The organism is Bacillus sp. BC05(2025), assembly GCF_056725905.1.
The window spans coordinates 474,637-497,139 of sequence record NZ_JBWYRA010000001.1 but is presented as its reverse complement, the minus strand read 5'-3'; the positions used below and the strand labels follow the sequence as shown (position 1 = coordinate 497,139).

Genomic DNA, 22,503 nt, shown 5'->3' with positions numbered 1-22,503 from the left:
ATCCTCATTTCATTTTTCATTTTTATTTCCTCATTTCTATTTGTGTATTGCCGCATTACAATCACTCTCCAGTTCTTTAAATTAGTATTATTATAGTGCAATTAACATTATTTGTAACGCGACAAAGCGCCTTAATTTGGAAAAAATAAATTAAAAACAAAATGCTTGCATTCTAAATCGATATAGATTATATTAATTGACATATCAAATATTGATACATCAAACGTTTTTTGTTTTGTATGTAAAGGAGGGATAGTTTGACAAGTTCATGCTCAAAAGAAGCGATTATTTTATATAAATTACACTTTCTAAATAAAGAAGTAAGTTCGAAGTTTGAAGGGTGTACGGGTATGAGCCAGTCTCGATTAGAGCTTATACTTCAGTTATATGAAGTAGGTGAAATTAGTCAAAAAGCACTTCAACAAGAAGTGAATATTGATAATGCCGCAATTACAAGGCATTTAAAACAGCTAGAAGCAAATGAAATGATAGTAAGACGTAAAAATCCAGACGATAACAGAATTACGTTAGTTTCTCTTACTGAAGAGGGACGAAATAAAATTCAGGCGTTTCAAGAGGAAAAAGAACGTTTTGCAGCTTCAGCATTTAAAGGATTAAATGAAGAAGAACGCGATAATCTTTTAAATATGTTAAATCACATTCAAGAAAATATAAAAGAATTATAAAAAAGGGAGAATACAACTATGACTAACTCAGTAAAAACAAATGATTTTAACGAAATTTTAACAGGACGTCGTTCAATTCGTAAATACGACACATCAGTGAAAATTAGCAAAGAAGAAATGACAGAAATTCTTACAGAAGCAACACTTGCACCATCATCTGTAAACATGCAACCATGGAGATTTTTAGTGATTGAAAGTGACGAAGCGAAAGCAACACTAGCGCCACTTGCAAAATTCAATCAATCTCAAGTAGAAACATCTTCAGCAATGATCGCTTTATTCGGTGATTTAAACAACTTTGATAACGCAGAAGAAATTTACGGTACAGCAGTAGAGCGCGGTTTAATGCCAGCAGAAGTAAAAGAAGATCAAATGAAACAACTTTCAGCTTACTTCTCAATGGTTACACCAGAAGTCATGAAAGATACAGTATTAATTGACGGTGGCCTTGTAGCAATGCAATTTATGCTAGCAGCTCGTGCTCACGGTTATGACACTTGCCCAATTGGCGGATTTGAAAAAGACCAAATCGCAGAAGCTTTCGGATTAGATAAAGAACGTCACGTACCAGTTATGTTAATCTCAATCGGAAAAGCTGCTGACAGTGGTTACCAATCAGTTCGTCTTCCAATTGAAAAAGTTGCAGAGTGGAAGTAATTTCAAAGAAAAAAGTGGAATATGAGAGGGGAAACACCATGATTATTATTCACGCAATATTTCAAGTAGACCCAGCAAAACAACAATCATTTTTAGAAGAAATTCGTCCGCTCATTCATAGTTCAAGAGGAGAAAGTGGAAATATTTCGTATGACCTTTATAAAGATACAGAAAATGAAAATGTATATACGATGGTAGAAGTATGGAAAGATGAAGCAGCAGTTGCGAGTCATAATACGAGTGAACACTTCACATCTTTCGTTAGCAAAGCAAAACAATTTTTAACTGCTCCACTTGATATAAAAGTTTATAATGGAGAGTTAGTAAAATAATATGGTAAAAAGATATCCTTAGCTTGTTGCTAGGGGTATTTTTTTATTTTGATAGGAATATATTTACTTTTACTGTGATGTGTTATAATTTGGAAAAAATCTTAATTTTCTGAACAAACAAAAACAGGAGGTAAATATATGAGCACACTAAAGAAGATTACTAACAATATTTCGAAAGTTATTATAGGAAAAGATGAATCAATTGAACTGGCAGTTATAGCTCTTATAGCAAGAGGGCATATTTTATTAGAAGATGTACCTGGGACGGGGAAAACAACATTAGCGAAAAGTTTGGCTAAAAGTGTAGACGTTAAATTTCAAAGAATTCAATTCACAGCGGATACTTTGCCTGGAGATGTTATTGGTCTCGAATATTTTGATGTGAAGGAATCGGAATTTAAAACGAGGTTAGGTCCTATTTTTGCAAATATAGTATTAGTGGATGAAATTAATCGAGCTGTACCGAGAACACAATCCTCGCTACTGGAAGTGATGGAAGAACGTACGGTTACGATTGCGAAACAAACACATTCATTACCAGAACCTTTTTTAGTAATTGCAACGCAAAATCCACTCGAATCAGCGGGAACATTTCCGTTACCAGATGCTCAATTAGACCGATTTTTACTTACAATTCGTCAAGGTTATCCTACGAGAGAAGCAGAAAAGGAAATGATGAATCGTTTTCAAACGAATGATCCATTAGAAACGTTACATTCTATTATTTCAAGTGAAGAAATTATTATGATGCGAAAGCGCGCAAGAGAAGTGTTAGTAGGAAATGATGTACAAGATTATCTTCTTGAAATCATTGAAGCAACGCGAAAGCATGAGCTAATTGAAATTGGTGTAAGCCCGCGGGGGACGTTGGCGTTTATGAGAGCAATGCAAGCTCGGGCAATATTAAATGAAAGAGATTACTGTACGCCAGATGATATTAAGACGCTTGCTGCATCCGTTTGTGCTCATCGTTTAACGTTAACGATTGAAGGGGAGATGAAAACGACGAAAGAACAAATCATGAAAGAAATTCTTCATACGATTAATGTGCCGGTGGAGAATGTACGATGAATCAACAACTTGTGTATACACCTTTAGCGGAGCCTCTCGTAATGGGAGTTATGTCAGTTGTAGCCGTTATTTTATGTGTATTTTCAAGTAATTTACTTATATTATCACTCGTATTTTTGTATGTAATTTTAATAGGTGCGATGCATGTGTACATACGTAAAGTATCTCGTGTTGAATGGGAATACAGTCAAGGGAATTCAAACGTTTTTATAGGTGAAACGAATGAGTGCAAAATGAAAATTTCAAACAAGTCGATATTTCCTATTTTCAATATCGTATTTCGATTTAAATGTGAAAATAAGCTAACTTGGAATCATCGTGAAATAAACAAAAATACGAATACAGGTTCAAATTATTATATGAATTTACATTTAAAAGGAAGAGAGTCAGTTTCATTTGATTTGCAAGCTGTAGCTGTAAAAAGAGGAATTGCGAAATGGGAAGAAGTTGAAATTGTCATTACTGATTCCTTTGGATTCATAACGAACCATATAACATATTATAAACAAGTTGAAACGCCATCCTATTTAGTTTTACCAGCTGTTCCGGAAATGCAAGTTCCTGAATTACAAGAATGGTCACGAGGATTTCGAAAAGCGATGTCATCACCCTTATATGATGAAACGAAAGTAATGGGAGTGAAGTCGTATGAAAATGAAGATTTTCGTTCTATCCACTGGAGTGCAACAGCGAAAACAGGGACGATAACCGCGAAAAAGTACGAGCGAACACAATCAGATAAATATGCGATATATCTCAACTTGCAAAATAAAAGCGGTATTTCTTTGCGAAAAGATACAGAGGAACTCATTGAATTAACGGCAGGCATATGTAAACAATTGCTCATACAAAACTGTTCATTTGAAGTATGGATCAATAGCGTAAAAGACAATGGATTATTGCATATTAAGAACGGTCATAACCGGAAACATTTGCAAAATGTATTAAAAGTACTTGCCTCAATATCGGATCAAGATACCCCTGTATCTTCTACTTATTTTTACACAGCAGGCTTTCGTCGAAAAGAATTGGATGCAGTTCCTTTAATTCTTGGTACTTCCCCAAGGAAATACAGCAGAACAAATAAATGGGTTGTAATTAAAGAATAAGAAGGGGTTTATGTCATGGCTAATAAAGAGAGACATATGAAAGTGAAATTGTGGGGTGTAAGAGCTTTAATCCTACTTTTTTTTACAATTAGTGCAATAACTTTATCACAAGGTGTGGTGTATGTACAAGACATAGTAAAAGGGCTTTTTTCTAGTAAGACGGAGACAATATCGGAAAGAAATTATGATTTTACTACTGTAGACGCACAGTTTGATGAACCTGAAAGAATTATAGATGAAGAAACAGGAGTTGTAGATACAAGAACAAAAATAGATAGGGAAATTCCACTTTTTGTACGAAAAAATTCATGGACTGATGTGTTTTCTGTTCTTTCAAATTCATGGATTAGTGTCGTTTTTTATGTAGTTATTGCAGTGGTCATTTTATATGCTTTTTATAAATTAAGGAGGAAAAAGGCAAAGAAATCAGAAATAAAACAGGATAAACAATCGATAACAAAAGAAAATACGGATAGAACCGAAAAGAACAAGAAAGTGAAGCAGCAGTTTGAACAGCCGTTACCTAAAGACACGATAAGGAAAACGTTAGTTGAATGGGAAAGAACTTTACCATTTCACGAACAGCGAAGATCCTATGAAACGATGCAGCAATGGTTAAGCAGAATTTGTAGAACGCGAGATATTATTCCGATATATGAATCTGTCCGTTATGGAGAGAAGACGTATACGGAGTTAGACGTAGAGAAGGCTGTACGATGGATAGAGCAGGACGGGAAAGGATGACATTAATATAAGTAAACAAAATTAACTGTAAATTAATTTTGTTTACTTATATTTAATTATATGGTAATGTATACTTGCTTTTTTATATTGATACCAATGGAAAAAGGTTGCCTTAGTAGAATATTGCTCGTTGAATTTTTTGTGGGGTTATCTTCACTACATCAATATAGAATGAAAAAGAGATAAAACAATTACGAGTAGCATGTAAATAAAAAATTATTATTTATCCCGCTTTAATGGGCAGTAAGACCCCACCTCAAAATTCAGCGAAAGCAAAGAAGTTAGGTGGGGTCGGGCTGCCCATTAAAGTCCGATTGGTGAAGGCTAATAATCAGTGGGGGATGAAAAACCCCCACACTGATTAAAGTTTCACTTTATGTTTAAATTTTTGTAAGGGTGTGAAAATAGAATGAAACCGGTATTGAAAAACATACTCCTTTCCTTTATTTTTTCTGCAGCAGGGATGTGTTGGTTTCTGTTTATGATAGTTAGAGAAGGCGGAGACTGGTTATTGTCTTGGGTAGGTGTATTAATGGCATTTTTATCTTTATACGCGTTAATAGATTTATATTGTAAGTATGCATACGATAAAAAATTAAGTATATTGTTTATCAAAGCAACAGTTACTACCTTTAGTTTTGCAGTATTGGGAATCACCTTTGGTATTGTACACGAGCTATTACAGCCATGGAGTCTCAGTTTAATGGTTTGGTATTGGTTGTTAGTGTTACTTTTGTTTGTAACGACCATAATATTGTTAGTTTTTGTATTATTTGTTAATCGTAAAAATTATAATATTCCTGGGAGATATAGAATACTTATACTGCTAAATTTATTTCTTACGTTAGCACCAGTGCTGTGGCCATTACTACTTACTATTATTGGAAATGGAATGAACGCTAGTGCAGGATGGTAAAAGTGAATGAACTAAAAAGTTGATATAGGGTTTTAAATATGTAAAAGAACGAGTTTTCATAAATAGAGAACACGTTCTTTTTTTATTCTCATACATTTCTTTTTCCCATCTAGTCGTCTAATTTTGAAAGTAAGTATTTCGTAAGGAATGGATAAGAAAAAAGAGAGTTTTATCATTTAGGATGAAAGTATAGCTTGAATCAATACGATATGGATAGGGGAGAGAACCTTATGAAAAAATGTACTTCAATAAAGTTAGGAAGTTTGGCAGTTTTAATAGCGAGTACTACTTTATTCACACCAGGTTTTACTGTGAAAGCAGAATCTACTCAAAATATTTCTAATTCGTCACAAGCACATGATCAAAAGAATCGGAATGGGTGGAAACGAGTCATGCAGGAAACCATCCAAATTGGAGCACCCGGGGTACTAGCTAAGACGTATAATAACGGAAAAATTAGTAGTTATAATGCTGGCTTCGCGGATTTAAGTACAAAGAAATCGATGAAATCGGACTATCGCTTTCGGATTGCTAGTGTGACGAAGACTTTTACTGCTACGACTGTTCTTCAATTAGTAGGAGAAAATCGCCTGCAACTTGATGATCCAATTGAAAAATGGTTACCGGGTCTCGTACAAGGGAATGGGTATGATGGCAATCAAATTACGATACGTCAACTTTTGAACCATACAAGTGGTATAGCTGAATATTTAAAGTCAAAAGATGCGGACTTTACGAATACAAGAAAATCGTATACAGCTGAAGAATTAGTGAAAATTGGACTTTCTTATCCGCAAGATTTTTCACCAGGTAAGGGATGGTCATATTCAAACACAGGATACGTAATACTAGGAATGCTTATTGAAAAAATAACCGGAAATAGTTATGCGGAAGAAATAGAAAAGAGAATTATTGAACCTCTAGACTTGGCAAATACATTTTTACCAGGGAATTCAACCGTAATTCCAGGAAATAATCATGCTAGAGGGTATTTGAAAATTGACGGAACGAGTGAACTGAAAGACGTAACGTATTATAATCCGAGTATAGGTAGTTCAGCTGGGGATATGATTTCTAATGCGGACGATTTAAATAAGTTCTTTTCATCTTTACTCGGTGGTAAGTTACTGAAAGAACGTGAGCTAAAAGAAATGCTCACTACAGTTCCTACAGAAGGAGAAGGTGTTGGTGATGCATATGGGCTTGGAATATATGAGACGAAACTTCCAAACGGTGTTTCAGTTTGGGGTCACGGAGGAGCAATTCCTGGGTATATGACTTTTGCAGGCGGAGTAATGGGAGGCAAGCATACATTTGCTGTCAATGTAAACTCTTTAGGTCCGGTTGATATTCTTACACAGTTTAATAAAATGATGCAAATTGAATTTAAGAAATAGATGAATAGAATGCGAATAGGCTCCTGCTTTAAAGGACAGTATTAGCATTCTAGTATGACATCAAGTGTAATTCAATTGTATAGTTTAGTATAAAAAGGATGTCAGTTACACGACATCCTTTTTATTGTTAATCAAAGAGGTGTGTTTTAAATTCTGAAAATTGTTATTTTTATAATCATTCCATATAATGAAGGGGATAGGGGGTATACAGGGGAGTTATGAATGGATAATACTTTAGTTTGTTAATTATTTTTATTTTAATAAATAATAGTAACTAGATGTGGAGTGAAATTCAATGGGAGAAAATCAGTTTAGATGGGATGACAAGCAATTAAGAGAACATGTTGAAGTAATAGATGGCAAAAGAAGTCCCCACATTTTATTGAGGAATACAACATATTTAAATTCCTATATGCGCGAGTGGATGCAAGCAAATATTTGGATTTATGATGATCGTATTATATATGTAGGAGAAAAACTGCCAGCGCAACTACAAGAGTGTGAAGTTATTGATTGTGATGGGAAGTATGTAGTTCCTGGCTACATAGAACCGCATGCACATCCGTATCAATTATATAATCCAGAAACGTTAGCGGATTATGCGATGAAATTTGGGACGACGACGTTTATTAATGATAATTTAACTTTATTTTTCACATTACAACGTGAAGAAGCATTTCGTTTATTAGATGAATTTGAAAAGATTCCAGCAAGTATGTATTGGTGGTGTCGTTTTGATGGACAAACTGAATTGCAAAACGGGGAATCTTTATTTAATCGTGAAGAAATAATAGAATGGCTAAAGCATAAAGCAGTTCTTCAAGGTGGTGAGCTAACAGCGTGGCCAAAGTTATTACATGGTGATGATGAAATGTTACACTGGGTGCAGGAAACGAAACGATTACATAAAAAAGTAGAAGGACATTTTCCAGGTGCATCTGAAACGACTTTAGCAAAATTAAAACTGCTAGGTACAGATTGTGATCATGAGGCAATGACAGGGCAAGAAGCTTTCGCTCGTCTTATGCAAGGTTATACAGTTTCCCTAAGAAATTCTTCAATCCGCCCAGATTTAGAAGTTTTACTGAAAGAATTGCTGGAACTAGGAGTAAATCAGTTTGATAGATTTATTCTTACGACAGACGGCTCACATCCTTCGTTCTATGAAAATGGAATGACAAACGTAATGATAGCTACCGCGATAAAACAAGGAGTGCCAATAATAGATGCTTATCATATGGCAAGCTATAATATTGCTCGCTATTATAATATCGAACATGTACATGGTTCAATTGCGACAGGTAGAATTGCTAATATAAATATTTTGGAAAGTAAAGAAAATCCGGTTCCAATAAGCGTAATTGCAAAAGGGACATGGGTGAAGCGTGACGGAATAAATAAAAATGAATCAGTACAAATAGACTGGAATCAATTCAAAGTAACGCCATTACTATTAGACTGGTCGATAGAAAAAGAGGATATGATTTTTTCTCATAAAATGGGTATACAATTATTAAATAACGTTATAACAAAACCATACACAACTGAAATTGATTTAAACCGTGTTGAACTTTCTCAAAATCATGATGAGTGTTTCCTAATGATGATTGCTCGTGACGGTGCGTGGCGAGTGAATACAGTTGTGAAAGGCTTTGCAAATAAATTAGGAGGTCTTGCTAGCTCTTATTCTGGTACCGGTGACATCATTCTTATTGGGAAGAATAAAGAAGATATGCTTACAGCTTTTCATAGAGTAAAAGAGCTTGGCGGGGGAATAGTAATAGCTGAAAAGAATGAAATATTACACGAAATCGCATTACCATTACTCGGGATTATGTCTAATTTAAAAATGAGTGATTTAATACAGGAAGAGAAACAGGTGGTGAAACTACTCCAAGAGCGTGGTTACGCGTATGACGATCCGGCATTTACCATTTTATTCTTTTCTGCGACGCACTTGCCTTTTATAAGGGTAACGCCTATAGGACTATATGATGTGAAAAGTAGTAAGGTACTGGCTTCACCAGTGAATTTGATAAAGCAGTTTTAATATGAAAGGCTCTATAAAAGTCCAATCTATAGGGCCTTTTACATTGTTAGCATAAGAATATTGTGAGCCTCAAATAATATAGTATCTAAATTACTTGAGGTGAAACGTAAGTATGAAAAAAATATTGTATATTTTAAGTGTATTTATATTATGTGTATCTATTCAACAAGTGGTACATTCTCAAACAGATGCACCAGAGCTATCTTCTGATTGTCTTGAAAAAAGGAAAATTCGAGATGACAAGCATGTGAAGAATATAATAAGTGATATTAAATCCACATTTAATTTAAATATTGATGAACATAGTTTTTTGGAAGTTAGTAAAAGAAATTTGGAGGCTGCTCATTTGATGTATGGTGGAAGGGAAAATGATTCTTATTATAATTCGCTAACTAAAATTTATGATAGTGGTGGATTTAGTGAGCAGCCTAGCTTATTTGTGAGTGCGCAAGAAGCATTTTTACTTTATAAAGAAAAAGATAATATCAATGTAATGAAACGCCTAAAACTAGACAGTGAAAAAGGGGAATGGATCGTTATAGAAACAAAAAAGAAGAAAGGGAAAAAAGTGAAATTCAAGCCGTTGCAATGTGAAAAAGATTATTTGAAAAAGAGAAATGAGTACCATAATGTAAAATGAAATAAAGAAAATCTTACAGGAGAATCTATCTTTAATAATTTATAAACGAGACAATAGATTTTATTAGTAATTTTTCTATAAAAAACGTCATTTTAAACATTAAAATGACGTTTTTTATATGCTTAAATCTTTTGCAACGCACTCTCAATCTTTGCAGCTAAATCAGCAGACACTTTATGAAAATACCCTAAAACGACCTTTCTAATATCATCGGAGATAACTTTCATATCACTAGCTAAGTTTTTAGCAAGATGCTCTTTTTCTATCGGTTTTAACTTCGCATAAAATTCACTAGGCTGCGTAAAGTCATCCTGTTTCGTTATAGAGGTTCTTTCGAGTTTACCTTCAACATATCTTCCATCACCACTTGTTATTTGCTTAGCAGGTGTCCAATTTTGCTGTTGGTTAATCGTTAATTTGCGGAACTCAGGTCCAATTCTTCTTCTTTGAGAATCACTATAAATGTTAGCCCGCCCTTGCAACATTTTATCATCTGATAGTTCTGCGCCGTCTAGTAAATTAGAAGGGGAGAAGGCGACTTTTTCTACTTGCTCCATATAATTTTCAGGATTTTTGTTTAATACCATTTTGCCGACTGGTATAAGAGGATACACCTTTTCATCCCATACTTTTGTATCATCTAAAGGGTCATAAGAAAGATGTTCTTCATCTTTTGGGTCCATGAGCTGGACGTATAATCCGTATTCCACTGGTTTACCATTTGCGATTGCATCATATAAATCTTTCCCGCTATAATCAGGGTTTTCAGCACCCAGTTTAATTGCTTCCTCACTAGTAATGAATTGTACACCTTCAAATGGGTACCAATGATACTTTACATATTTTCGGTTACCTTCTGCATTTCTCCAAACATATGTATTAACACTATGTCCCGGAATGTGGCGAAGACTTTTGGCCGTACCAGTATCAGAATATAAATGAATAACGAAATGAATGGATTCAGGTGCTTTAGCGACAAAGCTCCAAAAACTATTAGGGTCTATTAAGTTATTTTTAGGTGAAGGTAATAACGCGTGAATCGTTTCTGGGAAGCGCATCGGATCACGAACGGAAAAGACAGGAATGTGGTTACATAAAAGGTCGAAAATGCCTTCCTTTGTATAAAACTTTGTAGAAAAACCGCGTACATTTCTAGAAGTATCAGGTGTGCCTTTCGTACTAACAGCTAATGAAAATCGTACCATAACGGGAACTTTCTCATTAGACTGTTGTAAAAAATTTAGTTTCGTATGTTCAGACATTGGATAAATCGTTTGAAAATAACCGAACGCACCAAATCCTTTTACATGAACAGGTCTTTCTAAAATTTTTTCGTGAATAAATTCTTGTAAAGTCTCGTGAAGTACACTATCTTGCTCTAGAACAGGTCCACGTGAACCAACTGTTTGTGAGTGAAGTGTAGCTTGTTCATTACGTTCTCTATCTTCATTAAAGTCATTCCCTAGTAAAGATTGCCCTTGTTTATCATAGTTTTCATTCATCGATATAGCCTCCAAATCTTTTTTATCCATTGTTACTAAATATGATTTTATAATCTTGATTATGTATGACATGCAAAGTAGTAACAGACCGCTAGATGAAAAAAATGCACATGTAGTGGACCTGTTGAAATAGAAGAAATTATGGAAAAATGAATATCGTGAAGAAAATTACTATTAAAATTTTAATCTGAAAAATGAATTTATAGAGAATAAACATAAATAAACAGGGAAAATAACTAGGAGGAATTTAACATGTCGGATTGGTTTCAATTAGATAAGGAATATATGATGTCTACGTATTGTCGTACGAAGGTTGCGATAGAAAGAGGAGAAGGGTGCAAGCTTTATGATGTGGATGGTAAAGAGTATGTAGACTTATTTTCTGGTGTCGGAGTGAACGTATTAGGGTATAATCATCCGAAAATTGTACAAACGACAATGGAACAAGTTACAAAATCGTTGCATCTGCCGTTTCATTTTTTAAATCCAGTTGCGATTGAATATGCAAAGAAATTAGTGGATTGCTCATTAAAAAATGGAAAGGTCTTTTTTACAAACTCTGGTACGGAAGCGACAGAAACAACGTTGAAATTAATTGATAAATATAGAGCTAATACGAATGAAGAACGTGAAGGAATCGTAGTGATGAAGAATAGTTTTCATGGGCGTACATTAGGAGCACTTCATTTTACGAGACAAGAAAGTGTATATCAAAATTTCCCTAAAACATCGATTCCTGTATATGAAGTAGAGCGCGAGAATATAGAGCAATTAGAAGAAACAATTGTTAAAGAAAATCCAATTGCGATTATGTTAGAACCTGTATTAGGCAGCGGGGGTATCTATCCTTTATCGCGTGAATATTTACATGGTGTTCAACACTTATGTGAGAAATACAATGTACTACTTATTGTTGATGAAGTACAAAGTGGTATGGGGAGAACGGGGAAACTATTTGCTTATCAAAATTTCAATATTACACCAGATATTATTCAAATTGGTAAAGGAGCAGGAGGCGGAATCCCGCTTGGAGGAATTATTGTAGGTGAAAAGTTATGTGATGTATTTGCACCAGGAGATCACGGCACAACGTTTGCTCATTCATCTATGGGAACAGCTTTAGGGTTAACGGTATTAAACACATTGATTGAAGATGGTTTAATGCAAGAAGCGTATGAAACGTCACTATATTTAAATGATAAGTTGCAAGAAATCCAGAAAGAAAATTCTTATTATATTCAGGAAATACGTCATGCTGGTATGATGTTTGGAATTAGTTTGAATGATACGAATGAAAATGTGAAGAAATTACAGGTAGAGCTAATGGAGAAAGGAATGTTAGTTGACGTTACACAAGGGAACATCATTCGTTTACTCCCTCCGTATATAATTACGAAAGAAGAAATTGATGCATTTATTATTCAATTTATTTCTTGTATGGATAAAGTTGCTGCTGTAGTAAGTGCTTAAAAGTTAAAAGCCATATTCTATATAAAGTGCACTCTAATTGTTAGAAATAGTTTTACAATTGGGGTGTATTTTTTATAATTGAATTTTGTAAAATACAGTCGTTGGTAAATGATAACGGAAAAAATAGAAGGAATTTTACTATATTTGATACATTATTGAATGATATTTGAGTGGTGAAGAGAAGGGAAAGTAAGTATAAAGATAGTAGATAAAGCGGGTGGTATAAGTAACTAATGATAGAACGTTTTGAAAATAATAGCATACGAATATATAAATAATAAGAATGAGGTGATATATTGGAAAATAATGATATTCAATTTACTTCTTTACAAATGAGAACGGATAAATATGGTTGGGCTGGAATTCAATATACAAATAAAAAGCAAGCCATCTTATATACTCGAAACGGAGGAGTAGAATGGGATGTTGTCAATCCTCTTAATTCAATTGTATTATTTGCATATCCAATAAACGGTCAAAGCTCTTGGGCATATGGTTTAACGAAAACGAATGACGATTTATTGCCAGCTATATTTTATACAGTTAATAGAGGCGAAAGATGGAGTGAGTTTATTTTACCTGTTGAAGAAGAGTGGGAGAAATCGACTGATGTTCAAGTGCAATTGCATGCTACGAATATGGATAGTATATGGATTGTATTATCTAGAAAGCTTGCATCAAATAAATTTGAACATAATTTATACTATTTGAAAACAAAAGGGAAAGCTTGGAAAGTAATAAAAAATATAAGTATTCGTGATAGTATTTCAGGGATAACATTTATAAACGATTTAGTCGGATTTATTTCATTACAAAAACATTATGAAACATCGACGGTATTTAAAACAATAAATGGTGGGGAAAGTTGGCAAGCTATAAAAGCTATTCCAAGTCTTGAAGGAATTAATAATGGGACTGCTATGGCTTATAAAGCAATCTATAAAAATAACCTATTAGTAATACCAACTAAAATGAATGATGATGTATTTTTAATGAATTACTCATTTGATAAAGGGAATTCATGGCATATTTCAAATAAAACAATAAATACGAGTAAAGTGGCTGTTTCGTTTTTTAGTTCCGATTATGGCTGGGTTATAAATAGTGAAAATGGAAGTGTATACCAAATAATAAAAAAAGGATCAAAATGGATTAAAGTATCAAGTAATCCATTATTAAAAAATGTATTTTGTTTACATTTTTTTAATCGGCGTAAAGGTTGGGCGTGTAATAAAAAAGAAATATTTACTACAAAAGATCGCGGTATAACATGGAAAAAGGTAGTATATAAAATTAATAATATTGATAAATTTATTTAAAAGAGTCCTAAAGAAATTAGGGCTTTTTTTGTTTTAAAATGGGGATTGTTGTAACACACAATGATAAGAGGAAGGAAGCGAGTGTAGAACTTATATTTTCAAAAATAGACGGTTGTTTTTACACAGTATAATTCACTTTTGAATATGTTAATAAAGTAGCAAATTCATAGGAAATGGTAATACTTAATATTTTATGTCACATGATGTGTAAAGGGGGCGTGTAATGAAATCGTTAACGGTTATTATTTTGTATAGTGAAAGAGAGCAAATATTAGAAGAGTCAATTCAATCTATATGGAAGTTAAATCCTCTTGAAATTATAATTTTCGTTCCTAACGATAGAAGTAATTTGTATGAAATAGCAAAGAAACATAAATGCCATATTGTTTTGATGGATAAATATAGTACGTATTATGATGGGTATGAAGCTTCTGTAAAGGCAGCAAAAGGAGATGTATTGTTATTTGTAGATAGTAATTTTTTATTATCTTTAAATGAAATGAAGAATTTTATTGAGCCAGTCGTTACAAATCAGACTGATGTAGTATTAAACAAAATAGATAAATTTATAGAAGTTGGTAAATGTCCAAATATGGATATTGTTTTGAGAAAAATGTTAAATGAAATTTTAAGTCGACCAGATTTAAAAAGCAATTCAATACTTTCATTACCATATGCACTTACGAAAGAAGTAGTGGTAAATATCGGCTTTGATTATATGAAAAATATCGTTCTAGCTCATATGAACATAGTGAATCAAGGCTGGCGTATTAACGATCAATATGCAATAAAAACATTATCTGAAGATGAAATGTTAGAAGAAGAAGGGTATTTATTTAAAAAAGAATTATCAGAAAATGAAAAAGAGAAAGTGAAAAAATATTTAATTGGTATATCCAAATGGATAGAGAAAAAGGGAAGAAGAGTAGGGTTTACTGATGCAGGAAAAAGAAGGGATATTATTCAAAGATTAGGTGAAAGCAAGCAGTATCCTTCGTATCATCGAGGCTGGGGAATGCATTCTTCAATTTATAACGGGAAACAACTTTCTGTCATTATACCAGTGCAAAATGAAGAAGAGACTATAGAACAAGTAATACTTGAGACAAGAAAAATAGAACCGCTAGAAATAATTGTCGTTGTAAATGGTTCGACAGATCAAACGGCCAGTATCGCTAAAAGACTTGGTGCTACTATTATTGAATATAACGAACGACTTGGTCATAATGTTGGACGTGCTATTGGAGCGCTTGAAGCTACAGGAGATATTCTTTTATTTATTGATGGTGATTTTAGCGTTTCAGGAAGTAATTTACATCACTTTACAAAAGCAGTTTCAGCTGGTGTAGACATAGCATTAAATGATTTGAATCCGATGTTACATCCTCCGTTTTATGTTGTAGACGTCGTAAAATATATGCTTAATTTAGCATATAATCGACCAGAATTAAGTAATGGCTCATTAGTAGCCATTCCACATGCTATGAGTAGATCATGCTTAGATGCAATAGGGTGGGAAAGTTTACTATGCCCTAGTCTTGCACAAGTAAAAGCTATATTACAAGGGTATAGAGTAGAATGTGTACATTACGTTGATGTTGTAAAACCGAATAGAATTCGTTTAATGGAGAATGTAAGTCATAATGGACATCCTCCAGCAGTATTAAGAATAATTGGAGATCACGTTGAAGCTCTCTCTTACTTAATAGAACATCTCAAAATAGATGGAAAGGGTGATTAAACTGTTAGACCAGTACAAAAAAATTAACATTTCATATGAAGAATTATGGCAAATGGATTTTCAAACTACAGAACCGTTTATACTCAAGGTTGATTGGGATAAAGTAACGTATGAATTTTTAATTCGTATTAAGCCTAATGCTTCTAACACTATTGTTTTTGGATCCGGAGCAGGTGGATTTCAAGAACAGCCAATTGGCCCACCTATTTTTCATCGACATTCATGGATGGATGAATTTGAAGATACTGTTATATATTATAATGATCCTACATTATATCTTGGAAAATTATCTTTAGGTTGGGGACAAGGGGAGTTAGATAGATTTTATCTACAAGATATAGCAAATATTTTAGAAATATTATTTACAAAGTTAAAAATTGATTCGAAAAATGTGTTGTTTTATGGTAGTTCCGGGGGAGGGTTTATGTCTTTAATTTTAGCTGGATTCGTTAAGGGCTCCACAGCTTTAATTAATAATCCTCAAACAAATTTATTAAAATGGATACCTGTACCAATAAATCTAGTTTTCGATTTGTCTTATCCAGGTTTATCAAGAGAAGAAGTTGAGGAGAAATTTGGGGAAAGAATTAATGTTGTGAAATTTTTTAATCACATTAAATATGTACCGAATATTTATTTCTTACAAAATTTTGCATGTGAATTTGATGTGCAAAATCATTTACTACCATTCATTTCTGAATTAGAACAACTGGATAAAGATACGGAAATAAATCAAATTGTAATAGACTTATATTTCGATAAAAAAGCAGGGCATGCAGCTGTAGGTAAGAGCGAAACAATTGAATATATAAAAAAAGTAAAACCTAACCAAATTATAAAAGAAGAACAAAAAGAAGTGGGGCTGTCAGTCGTTATAGTTTTAGGAAAAGAAAAATCGAAATTGAATCAAATTTTAAACAAAGTGCAGCATATAAAACCACTAGAAATTATTATTGTGACTGATGATAGAATGAGTGCAATACAAGCTATACCTACATTTGTTGAAAGTAACGTTATTGTTATAGAAGAGAAAAATAAACGGAAAGCACCTGTTCATGGAGCGAAAATCGCCAATGGAGATGTAGTCTTATTTTTAGATGGGGAAGATGTTATTTTTTCGGTAGAATTAGAGCGATTTATAGAACCGATACTGAAAAAGGAACAGGATGTAATCTTAAATAACATAGACTCCGTATGTTTTGAAAAGATGAGAGTAGAATGGCCAAGTATTGCTATGGTGTATAGAAAAATAGTAAACGATGTATTGGGGCGTATGGATTTAAAATATGAGTCGATGTTATCTATGCCATATGCTATTGCTAAAAAAACAATTGAAGACATTGGATATGACACTTTGCAAAATCCCGTTCTATCTCAAATAACTCTTATTGAGAAAGGGTGGCGACTACATTCCTCGTCAGCCATCACTAACACCTCTTTAAATAATATAGCCCCAAACAACACCTCTTTCTATAAAAATGAATTAACTAAATTAGAAGTATGTGAGATTAAAGAGAATGTAAAAGCTTTAGAAAGTTGGTTACAACGAAAAGATGCTAGAGGGAACTATACAGATGGAGGAAGAAAAAGAGACATTATAGAGCAACTAAAAAAACAAAAGAGTTATTCACGTTTCCATAAAGGATGGGGTATGAATTCATCAATTTATAATGGAAAACAGTTATCAATTGTTATACCAGCACAAAATGAAGAAGCGACAATTAAAGAAGTTATCCTTGAGGCAAGAAAAATTGAACCGAAAGAAATAATTGTTGTCATTAATGGGTCAACAGATCAGACAGAAGTAATCGCTAAGCAATCAGGGGCAACGGTAATTGTTTATGAAGAAAGATTAGGGCATGATGTAGGACGGGCAATTGGTGCACAAGAAGCCACCGGGGATATACTTCTCTTTATTGATGCTGATTTTGCTATTCCAGCAAAAGATCTTCATCCGTTAACGCAGGCTGTTGCGGATGGTGTTGATATGGTTTTAAATGATTTAAATTTAAATCTTAGATTTCCTCTATATATTGTAAGTTTATATAAATATATGTTGAATATTGCTTGTAACCGTAAAGATTTAGGGGTAGGATCTACAATTGCTGTTCCCCATGCTATTAGTAGAAAATGTTTAGAGGGGATCGGCTGGGACACTCTTCACACAGCGTGTGTTGCACAAGTAAAGGCAATATTAGAAGGGTATAAAGTCGAATGTGTCCATTTTGTAGATGTAATGAAACCAAATCGTATTCGTCCAAATGAACACTTTGCAAAAGTAGGACATCCACCAGCTGTATTGAGAATTACCGGTGATCATATAGAAGGGCTTTCTTATTTACTAAAGAATAGGGATTTTAAAGATTTATTTTAATTTGGAATTTCCTTTACTAATAAGCGTGAAATAGCAACGGATAAAGTGTAAGTTGAGCGTTGTTATGAAAACAAAATTTTAAAAAAGTTACTCTTTTGGTTCAGGTGTAAGTGAAAAGTAAAAACTTCTTCAAATATATGAAGAGGTTTTTTACTTTTTTATTTCAATTTATCGCATTTATTTCTATTTCAGTAAAAGATGATATGAGTTTTTTTGATTTAGATAGTTTAAGCAAACGTTAATTACCTATAAAACGAATAGTAAAATAGCATCTATTTTATAAAATTTAGTAGGAGAGTCGTGTCCGAATTCAATAAATTGCATATATTGTTAAAAGAAAGGAGGGAGAGTTATGGCATGTATTACGAATAATGTTTGTTTAGATGTGTGTCTTAAAATTACAATTACCCCTGGTAGTGGAATTTATGCAGTAGTAGATTGTGGGGGCGAATGTGGGACAAGTCCTACAATTGTAATTACTCCTAGTGGATCAATTGTAATTACTTTACCATTAGTTGCATGTTTCTCAATTGCACTAAAAGATGATTTAAGTGTTGACTCTTCATTAACAAGCCTCTCTTTTCAAACTTCTTAAGAAAGATACAGAAATGAAAAGCCTGCCTGCTACTTTTCTTTTGATCTAATGTAAAAATAAAAAAGATGGTTACAACCCATCTTTTTTATTCTGTCATATATTAAAAATGAGATAATATATTATTTAGTAGACAGGATGTATAATTAAAAGCACTCTTTACCTCTTTTTTGTTCGATGAGGTAAGAAATTGCTTCTATATGATCGCCAATGATTTGTTGTGTTGCTAATGAAAGGGAACCTTCCTCAGAGAAGTGTTTTTCAGGTCGAACACGATTCAATTTATCAACATCGACAGAATGGACATTTTGTACATGAAAGCCTGCTAAAATTGTTTTCACTTGACTTAAGGTTGGTGAAAGAAGTGAATCAAACCCAATTGTATGAATGCATTTTCGACTAAAAGCATGAGGGACAGCAATTGTGGATCCCATACCTAAATCTTTCCGATTACACGCTAAGTTGATAGCATATTTACATGCAGTGACGATAGAATACGGTAGACGATACATATAGTAGTGCTCTAGTTTATTTAAAGCTAAGTCCGTGCCGTTTTGGATAGATTGTACAAACGGTAATAAATCATAACTAGAAATTAAGAAATCACCATCTATAAATAATAGTATGTCACCTTTTGCAAAAAAGGCACCAACAGCACGTCCTGTATCATTTCCAAGCGCTTCTTCGTAACTTATAACTGTTGCACCGCACCCCTTCGCCAATTCTTCTGTTTTATCTGTTGATCCATTAACAATAACGATAATTTCAAAAGGTTTTAATTTCTGTACCTCAAAAATGACAGATTCTATCGTTTTTTCTTCATTTTGAACAGGGATGATAACTGATAATTGTTTATCTCCATAAGTATTCGAATAAAACTCTTTACCTGTACTTATTTTTGGGATGTATTTTTGTTCCCCGTTTTGAAGTCCTAAAATAATATCACGCTTTCGATTATTATCGGTATAGTTTCCTCTTAGATTTTGCATTTTACTTATCCAATTTGCAATGGCTTCAAGATGATAATAAATGAGTTGAGTTGAAGGAAAAGAGGGGAATTGAGGGATAGAAATGTTGAATTGATCGCAAATACGAAATTTATGTTCAATAATTTTCATTTGTGCCAATATTGGATTTGATAAACTATCTGGAGTAATTACCCCAAGCAATTCTTTTGTCATTGCATAGGGAGGAAATAATAAGGAGTTAACATGTAAATCTGGACGATGAAAAAAATGATTTGTAACTTGTTGCCAAATCATTGCTATATTTGGCTGTTGTTTTTGATAAAAAAATTCATCTAAATTATTTAATACGACGTCAGCCGATCCATTTCGTAATGGTTGAAGAAATAGTATAAGTGAGGAGGATTCAATAATGTAATTTTCATCTAAAAATAAGAGGTACTGCCCCTTTGCTTTTTTTGCGCCAATTACATAAAGATTAGTAGATTCTATCGGTTCTTCTAGTGTAATAATTTCACAATTGTAGGAATCTGCACTCTCAATTGAATCCTGAGTATATCCGTTAATAGTAAGGATAATTTCTAAAGGCTGTAGTTGTTTACATGCTTCCAAAATTCTAGGTAAATTTTTTATTTTATGTTGTATGGGGATAATAATAGAAATTGAATTTTTACACATAAGCAGTCTCCTTTTTAATCAGAGGTAGTTGTTAATAAGATTAGATAAAATAGGAGATATATTTTCTTTTTGGCATAAGCATAACAATCATTTGTTTTTATCAAACTCACAATTTTCATTACTTGAATTAGAGTTTTTATTTATTCCAGAAGCGAGTAAATTATTGAGAACACTAAGGTCTAATTGCAAAGGGATGGAGTTTTCGGGGGAAGTTTTCTCATTTTCTTTTTTTGTAGTTAATATAGTCTTTATATTTTTAATTTCTTTATATTGTTTTAAGATAATGAAAAATCCAGAAATAATTAAGAGAAAAGAAACAGTAGCAACTACAAGTATTATTTCCAACATAAAATAGCCTCCTTTAAAACTATAATAATATTATGGTTGAATGTAATAAAACAGAAGTCGAGCCAGTGAGTTCACTTTTTAAATATATGCAAATCTTAAGTAAAAGTTACTGATTTCTAAGTTAGAGGAAACAATTATAGGAACGTTATACATATAAATAAATGAAAGGTTCATTTGTAGTGTAAAGGTATATATTATATAGCCTAAACTTCATTTTATGAAAAGTTAAATAGGGTGTAAATTTATACAAAAAGAGCATTTAATTGGACAAATAATTAATTATGTGAAATAATAATAACAGAAAAGGAGACGTTGCTTTTCCTTAAGTGCTTCGAATTAATTTTATTCAATAAGAGAAGGTGTGCTTAAAGAAGTTAAATTAAAAAAGGAGCTGTTTTATTATATGCAACAAAATAATGATTTAAATTTTGAACCTCAAGACGTTAATATTGTCAATCCTAAACAAGCCAGGAAAGCAGTAGTTGCTACTGGTATAGGGAATGCAATGGAGTGGTTTGACTTCGGATTATACGCGTATTTAGCGGTTATCTTAAGTCAATTATTCTTCTCAGGTGTTGATAATAGTGGATTGCAACTTGTACTTACATTCGGTACATTTGCAGCAGCCTTTCTCGTTCGACCAATCGGAGGTGTATTCTTTGGTAGAATAGGAGATAAGTACGGCCGAAAAATCGTGTTAAGTACTACTATTATTTTAATGGCACTTTCTACATTATTCATCGCATTACTACCAACCTATGAACAAATTGGTGTATGGGCACCAATACTACTTTTAGTTGCCCGAATGATTCAAGGCTTCTCTACAGGCGGCGAATATTCAGGTGCAATGGTTTATATCGCAGAATCTTCTCCAGATAAAAAGCGTGGTATACTCGGTAGTGGTCTTGAAATTGGAACACTCTCAGGTTACATTGCTGCATCGGTAATTGTTACCATTTTGACGTTATTGTTAACAGATGAACAAATGCTCAGCTGGGGCTGGCGTATTCCTTTCTTAATAGCTGCACCAATTGGCTTGGTCGGTTTATATTTACGCCGTCATTTAGATGAATCTCCTATCTTTGAAGAGATGGAAAAAGCACAAGAGGAATCTGAAGACAATGAACAATTTTCATTTATGGATATTATGAAATATCACAAAAAAGACTTCTTATTAAGCACAGTAATTGTCGCCTTCTTTAATATTACAAATTATATGATTCTTTCGTATATTCCTTCTTATCTAACTCAAGTACTTAAAGTCAAAGAAACAACTGGCTTATTAATTATTTCTATTACGATGGCACTTATGATTCCACTAGCACTATATTTCGGTAAATTAAGTGATAAAATTGGTAATAAACGCGTCGTGCAAATCGGCTTACTCGGTTTAACTGTATTTGCAATTCCAGCATTTTTACTAATAGGTAACGGGCATATTGCAGCTATATTTGCAGGTATTTTCGTATTAGGTTTCTTCTTAAGTGTATATGAAGGAACATTACCTTCCTTATTACCATCACTCTTTTTCACCGATGTACGTTATCGAGCACTTTCGATCTCATTTAATATTTCTGTATCGATATTCGGTGGAACAACACCGCTCGTATGTTCATACTTAGTTCATGCAACCGGTAACCCGCTGGCACCAGCATTTTATTTAGCAGGTGTAAGTGTTATTGGATTAGTCGTATTTAGCGTTTTATTCGTTACAACTTCAGGACGTGCACTAAAAGGTTCATATCCTACAGTAGAAACGAAAAAAGAAGCACATCAAATTGCTAAAGAAGATCCTGAAGAAACACTTTGGTGGCATGAAGAGTCATTAGAAATTGAAGCAGGGAAAAACGCTTCAATTTAAAAAGTAACGTAGAAGTACAAAAAGACTCCTATGAAAATAGGAGTCTTTTTG

General features: G+C 33.2%; 19 protein-coding genes. 16 read left to right on the top strand and 3 right to left on the bottom strand.

The genetic code is table 11. The annotated features are described in order from the left end of the window. Positions 1-257 precede the first annotated feature (257 nt). The 10 genes from ACZ76X_RS02645 to ACZ76X_RS02600 all read left to right on the top strand — a co-directional run bounded on the left by ACZ76X_RS02645 (position 258) and on the right by ACZ76X_RS02600 (position 9,602). Positions 258-686, top strand: a complete 429-nt coding sequence (locus ACZ76X_RS02645) for a MarR family winged helix-turn-helix transcriptional regulator (protein WP_098670708.1) — start codon at positions 258-260, stop codon at positions 684-686. Positions 687-704: 18 nt separating this feature from the next. Then, complete coding sequence (locus ACZ76X_RS02640; RefSeq protein ID WP_479849434.1) at positions 705-1,343, top strand: nitroreductase family protein; 639 nt, start codon at positions 705-707, stop codon at positions 1,341-1,343. A gap of 38 nt (positions 1,344-1,381) precedes the next feature. Next, positions 1,382-1,675, top strand: coding sequence for a putative quinol monooxygenase (locus tag ACZ76X_RS02635; RefSeq protein ID WP_479849433.1), 294 nt, complete (start codon positions 1,382-1,384; stop codon positions 1,673-1,675). A 138-nt stretch (positions 1,676-1,813) separates the two neighbouring features. Further along, positions 1,814-2,746 carry an AAA family ATPase gene (locus tag ACZ76X_RS02630; RefSeq protein WP_479849432.1) on the top strand — a complete coding sequence of 311 codons (933 nt, stop codon included), beginning with the start codon at positions 1,814-1,816 and terminating at the stop codon, positions 2,744-2,746. Continuing rightward, the gene (locus ACZ76X_RS02625) at positions 2,743-3,855 is read left to right on the top strand and encodes a DUF58 domain-containing protein (protein WP_479849431.1); all 1,113 of its coding nucleotides are present in this window, start codon (positions 2,743-2,745) and stop codon (positions 3,853-3,855) included. Before ACZ76X_RS02630 ends, ACZ76X_RS02625 begins: the two co-directional genes overlap by 4 nt. A 15-nt stretch (positions 3,856-3,870) precedes the next feature. After that, positions 3,871-4,599 (top strand): signal peptidase II, encoded by a 729-nt coding sequence (locus tag ACZ76X_RS02620; protein WP_479849430.1) that lies wholly within the window; start codon positions 3,871-3,873, stop codon positions 4,597-4,599. A 409-nt stretch (positions 4,600-5,008) separates the two neighbouring features. Continuing rightward, a complete protein-coding gene (locus tag ACZ76X_RS02615) occupies positions 5,009-5,515 on the top strand; it encodes a DUF3902 family protein (protein ID WP_479849429.1) in 507 nt (168 codons plus the stop codon). A gap of 230 nt (positions 5,516-5,745) precedes the next feature. Then, the gene (locus ACZ76X_RS02610; protein WP_479849428.1) at positions 5,746-6,912 is read left to right on the top strand and encodes a serine hydrolase domain-containing protein; all 1,167 of its coding nucleotides are present in this window, start codon (positions 5,746-5,748) and stop codon (positions 6,910-6,912) included. A gap of 295 nt (positions 6,913-7,207) precedes the next feature. After that, positions 7,208-8,962 (top strand): adenine deaminase C-terminal domain-containing protein, encoded by a 1,755-nt coding sequence (locus ACZ76X_RS02605; RefSeq protein WP_479849427.1) that lies wholly within the window; start codon positions 7,208-7,210, stop codon positions 8,960-8,962. Positions 8,963-9,074: 112 nt separating this feature from the next. After that, positions 9,075-9,602, top strand: coding sequence for a hypothetical protein (locus ACZ76X_RS02600; protein ID WP_479849426.1), 528 nt, complete (start codon positions 9,075-9,077; stop codon positions 9,600-9,602). Positions 9,603-9,724: 122 nt separating this feature from the next. Here the strand turns inward: ACZ76X_RS02600 and ACZ76X_RS02595 are convergent, their stop codons facing one another. Then, positions 9,725-11,104, bottom strand: a complete 1,380-nt coding sequence (locus ACZ76X_RS02595) for a catalase (RefSeq protein ID WP_479849425.1) — start codon at positions 11,102-11,104, stop codon at positions 9,725-9,727. 252 nt (positions 11,105-11,356) lie between these two features. Between ACZ76X_RS02595 and ACZ76X_RS02590 the strand changes: the two genes are divergently transcribed. The 5 genes from ACZ76X_RS02590 (at position 11,357) to ACZ76X_RS02570 (ending at position 18,603) form a co-directional block, all read left to right on the top strand. Then, positions 11,357-12,574: an aspartate aminotransferase family protein gene (locus ACZ76X_RS02590; protein ID WP_479849424.1), complete on the top strand. Its 1,218-nt coding sequence runs from the start codon at positions 11,357-11,359 to the stop codon at positions 12,572-12,574. A 296-nt stretch (positions 12,575-12,870) separates the two neighbouring features. Beyond that, a complete protein-coding gene (locus ACZ76X_RS02585) occupies positions 12,871-13,893 on the top strand; it encodes a WD40/YVTN/BNR-like repeat-containing protein (RefSeq protein WP_479849423.1) in 1,023 nt (340 codons plus the stop codon). A gap of 223 nt (positions 13,894-14,116) precedes the next feature. Next, on the top strand, positions 14,117-15,634 hold the full coding sequence (locus ACZ76X_RS02580) for a glycosyltransferase family 2 protein (RefSeq protein ID WP_479849422.1): 1,518 nt from the start codon (positions 14,117-14,119) through the stop codon (positions 15,632-15,634). A gap of 52 nt (positions 15,635-15,686) precedes the next feature. Beyond that, the gene (locus ACZ76X_RS02575; protein WP_479849856.1) at positions 15,687-18,008 is read left to right on the top strand and encodes a glycosyltransferase family 2 protein; all 2,322 of its coding nucleotides are present in this window, start codon (positions 15,687-15,689) and stop codon (positions 18,006-18,008) included. 352 nt (positions 18,009-18,360) lie between these two features. Continuing rightward, positions 18,361-18,603, top strand: a complete 243-nt coding sequence (locus ACZ76X_RS02570; protein ID WP_479849421.1) for a hypothetical protein — start codon at positions 18,361-18,363, stop codon at positions 18,601-18,603. Between the two features lie 143 nt (positions 18,604-18,746). Here the strand turns inward: ACZ76X_RS02570 and ACZ76X_RS02565 are convergent, their stop codons facing one another. Together ACZ76X_RS02565 and ACZ76X_RS02560 are read right to left on the bottom strand one after the other, a co-directional pair. Beyond that, on the bottom strand, positions 18,747-20,243 hold the full coding sequence (locus ACZ76X_RS02565; RefSeq protein WP_479849420.1) for a glycosyltransferase: 1,497 nt from the start codon (positions 20,241-20,243) through the stop codon (positions 18,747-18,749). Positions 20,244-20,330: 87 nt separating this feature from the next. After that, entirely contained in the window at positions 20,331-20,591 is a 261-nt protein-coding gene (locus ACZ76X_RS02560) for a hypothetical protein (protein WP_479849419.1), read from the bottom strand. Positions 20,592-20,994: 403 nt separating this feature from the next. On the opposite strand from ACZ76X_RS02560, the gene ACZ76X_RS02555 reads away from it, so the two are divergent. Then, a complete protein-coding gene (locus tag ACZ76X_RS02555) occupies positions 20,995-22,452 on the top strand; it encodes an MFS transporter (protein WP_048526247.1) in 1,458 nt (485 codons plus the stop codon). Positions 22,453-22,503: the final 51 nt, after the last annotated feature.

Coding starts and splice junctions, on each gene's coding strand:
- ACZ76X_RS02590 (WP_479849424.1), top strand. CDS start 11,357: ATGTCGGATTGGTTTCAATTAGATAAGGAATATATGATGTCTACGTAT.
- ACZ76X_RS02620 (WP_479849430.1), top strand. CDS start 3,871: ATGGCTAATAAAGAGAGACATATGAAAGTGAAATTGTGGGGTGTAAGA.
- ACZ76X_RS02610 (WP_479849428.1), top strand. CDS start 5,746: ATGAAAAAATGTACTTCAATAAAGTTAGGAAGTTTGGCAGTTTTAATA.
- ACZ76X_RS02600 (WP_479849426.1), top strand. CDS start 9,075: ATGAAAAAAATATTGTATATTTTAAGTGTATTTATATTATGTGTATCT.
- ACZ76X_RS02570 (WP_479849421.1), top strand. CDS start 18,361: ATGGCATGTATTACGAATAATGTTTGTTTAGATGTGTGTCTTAAAATT.
- ACZ76X_RS02565 (WP_479849420.1), bottom strand. CDS start 20,243: ATGTGTAAAAATTCAATTTCTATTATTATCCCCATACAACATAAAATA.
- ACZ76X_RS02625 (WP_479849431.1), top strand. CDS start 2,743: ATGAATCAACAACTTGTGTATACACCTTTAGCGGAGCCTCTCGTAATG.
- ACZ76X_RS02615 (WP_479849429.1), top strand. CDS start 5,009: ATGAAACCGGTATTGAAAAACATACTCCTTTCCTTTATTTTTTCTGCA.
- ACZ76X_RS02635 (WP_479849433.1), top strand. CDS start 1,382: ATGATTATTATTCACGCAATATTTCAAGTAGACCCAGCAAAACAACAA.
- ACZ76X_RS02555 (WP_048526247.1), top strand. CDS start 20,995: ATGCAACAAAATAATGATTTAAATTTTGAACCTCAAGACGTTAATATT.
- ACZ76X_RS02595 (WP_479849425.1), bottom strand. CDS start 11,104: ATGAATGAAAACTATGATAAACAAGGGCAATCTTTACTAGGGAATGAC.
- ACZ76X_RS02640 (WP_479849434.1), top strand. CDS start 705: ATGACTAACTCAGTAAAAACAAATGATTTTAACGAAATTTTAACAGGA.
- ACZ76X_RS02605 (WP_479849427.1), top strand. CDS start 7,208: ATGGGAGAAAATCAGTTTAGATGGGATGACAAGCAATTAAGAGAACAT.
- ACZ76X_RS02575 (WP_479849856.1), top strand. CDS start 15,687: ATGGATTTTCAAACTACAGAACCGTTTATACTCAAGGTTGATTGGGAT.
- ACZ76X_RS02560 (WP_479849419.1), bottom strand. CDS start 20,591: ATGTTGGAAATAATACTTGTAGTTGCTACTGTTTCTTTTCTCTTAATT.
- ACZ76X_RS02580 (WP_479849422.1), top strand. CDS start 14,117: ATGAAATCGTTAACGGTTATTATTTTGTATAGTGAAAGAGAGCAAATA.
- ACZ76X_RS02630 (WP_479849432.1), top strand. CDS start 1,814: ATGAGCACACTAAAGAAGATTACTAACAATATTTCGAAAGTTATTATA.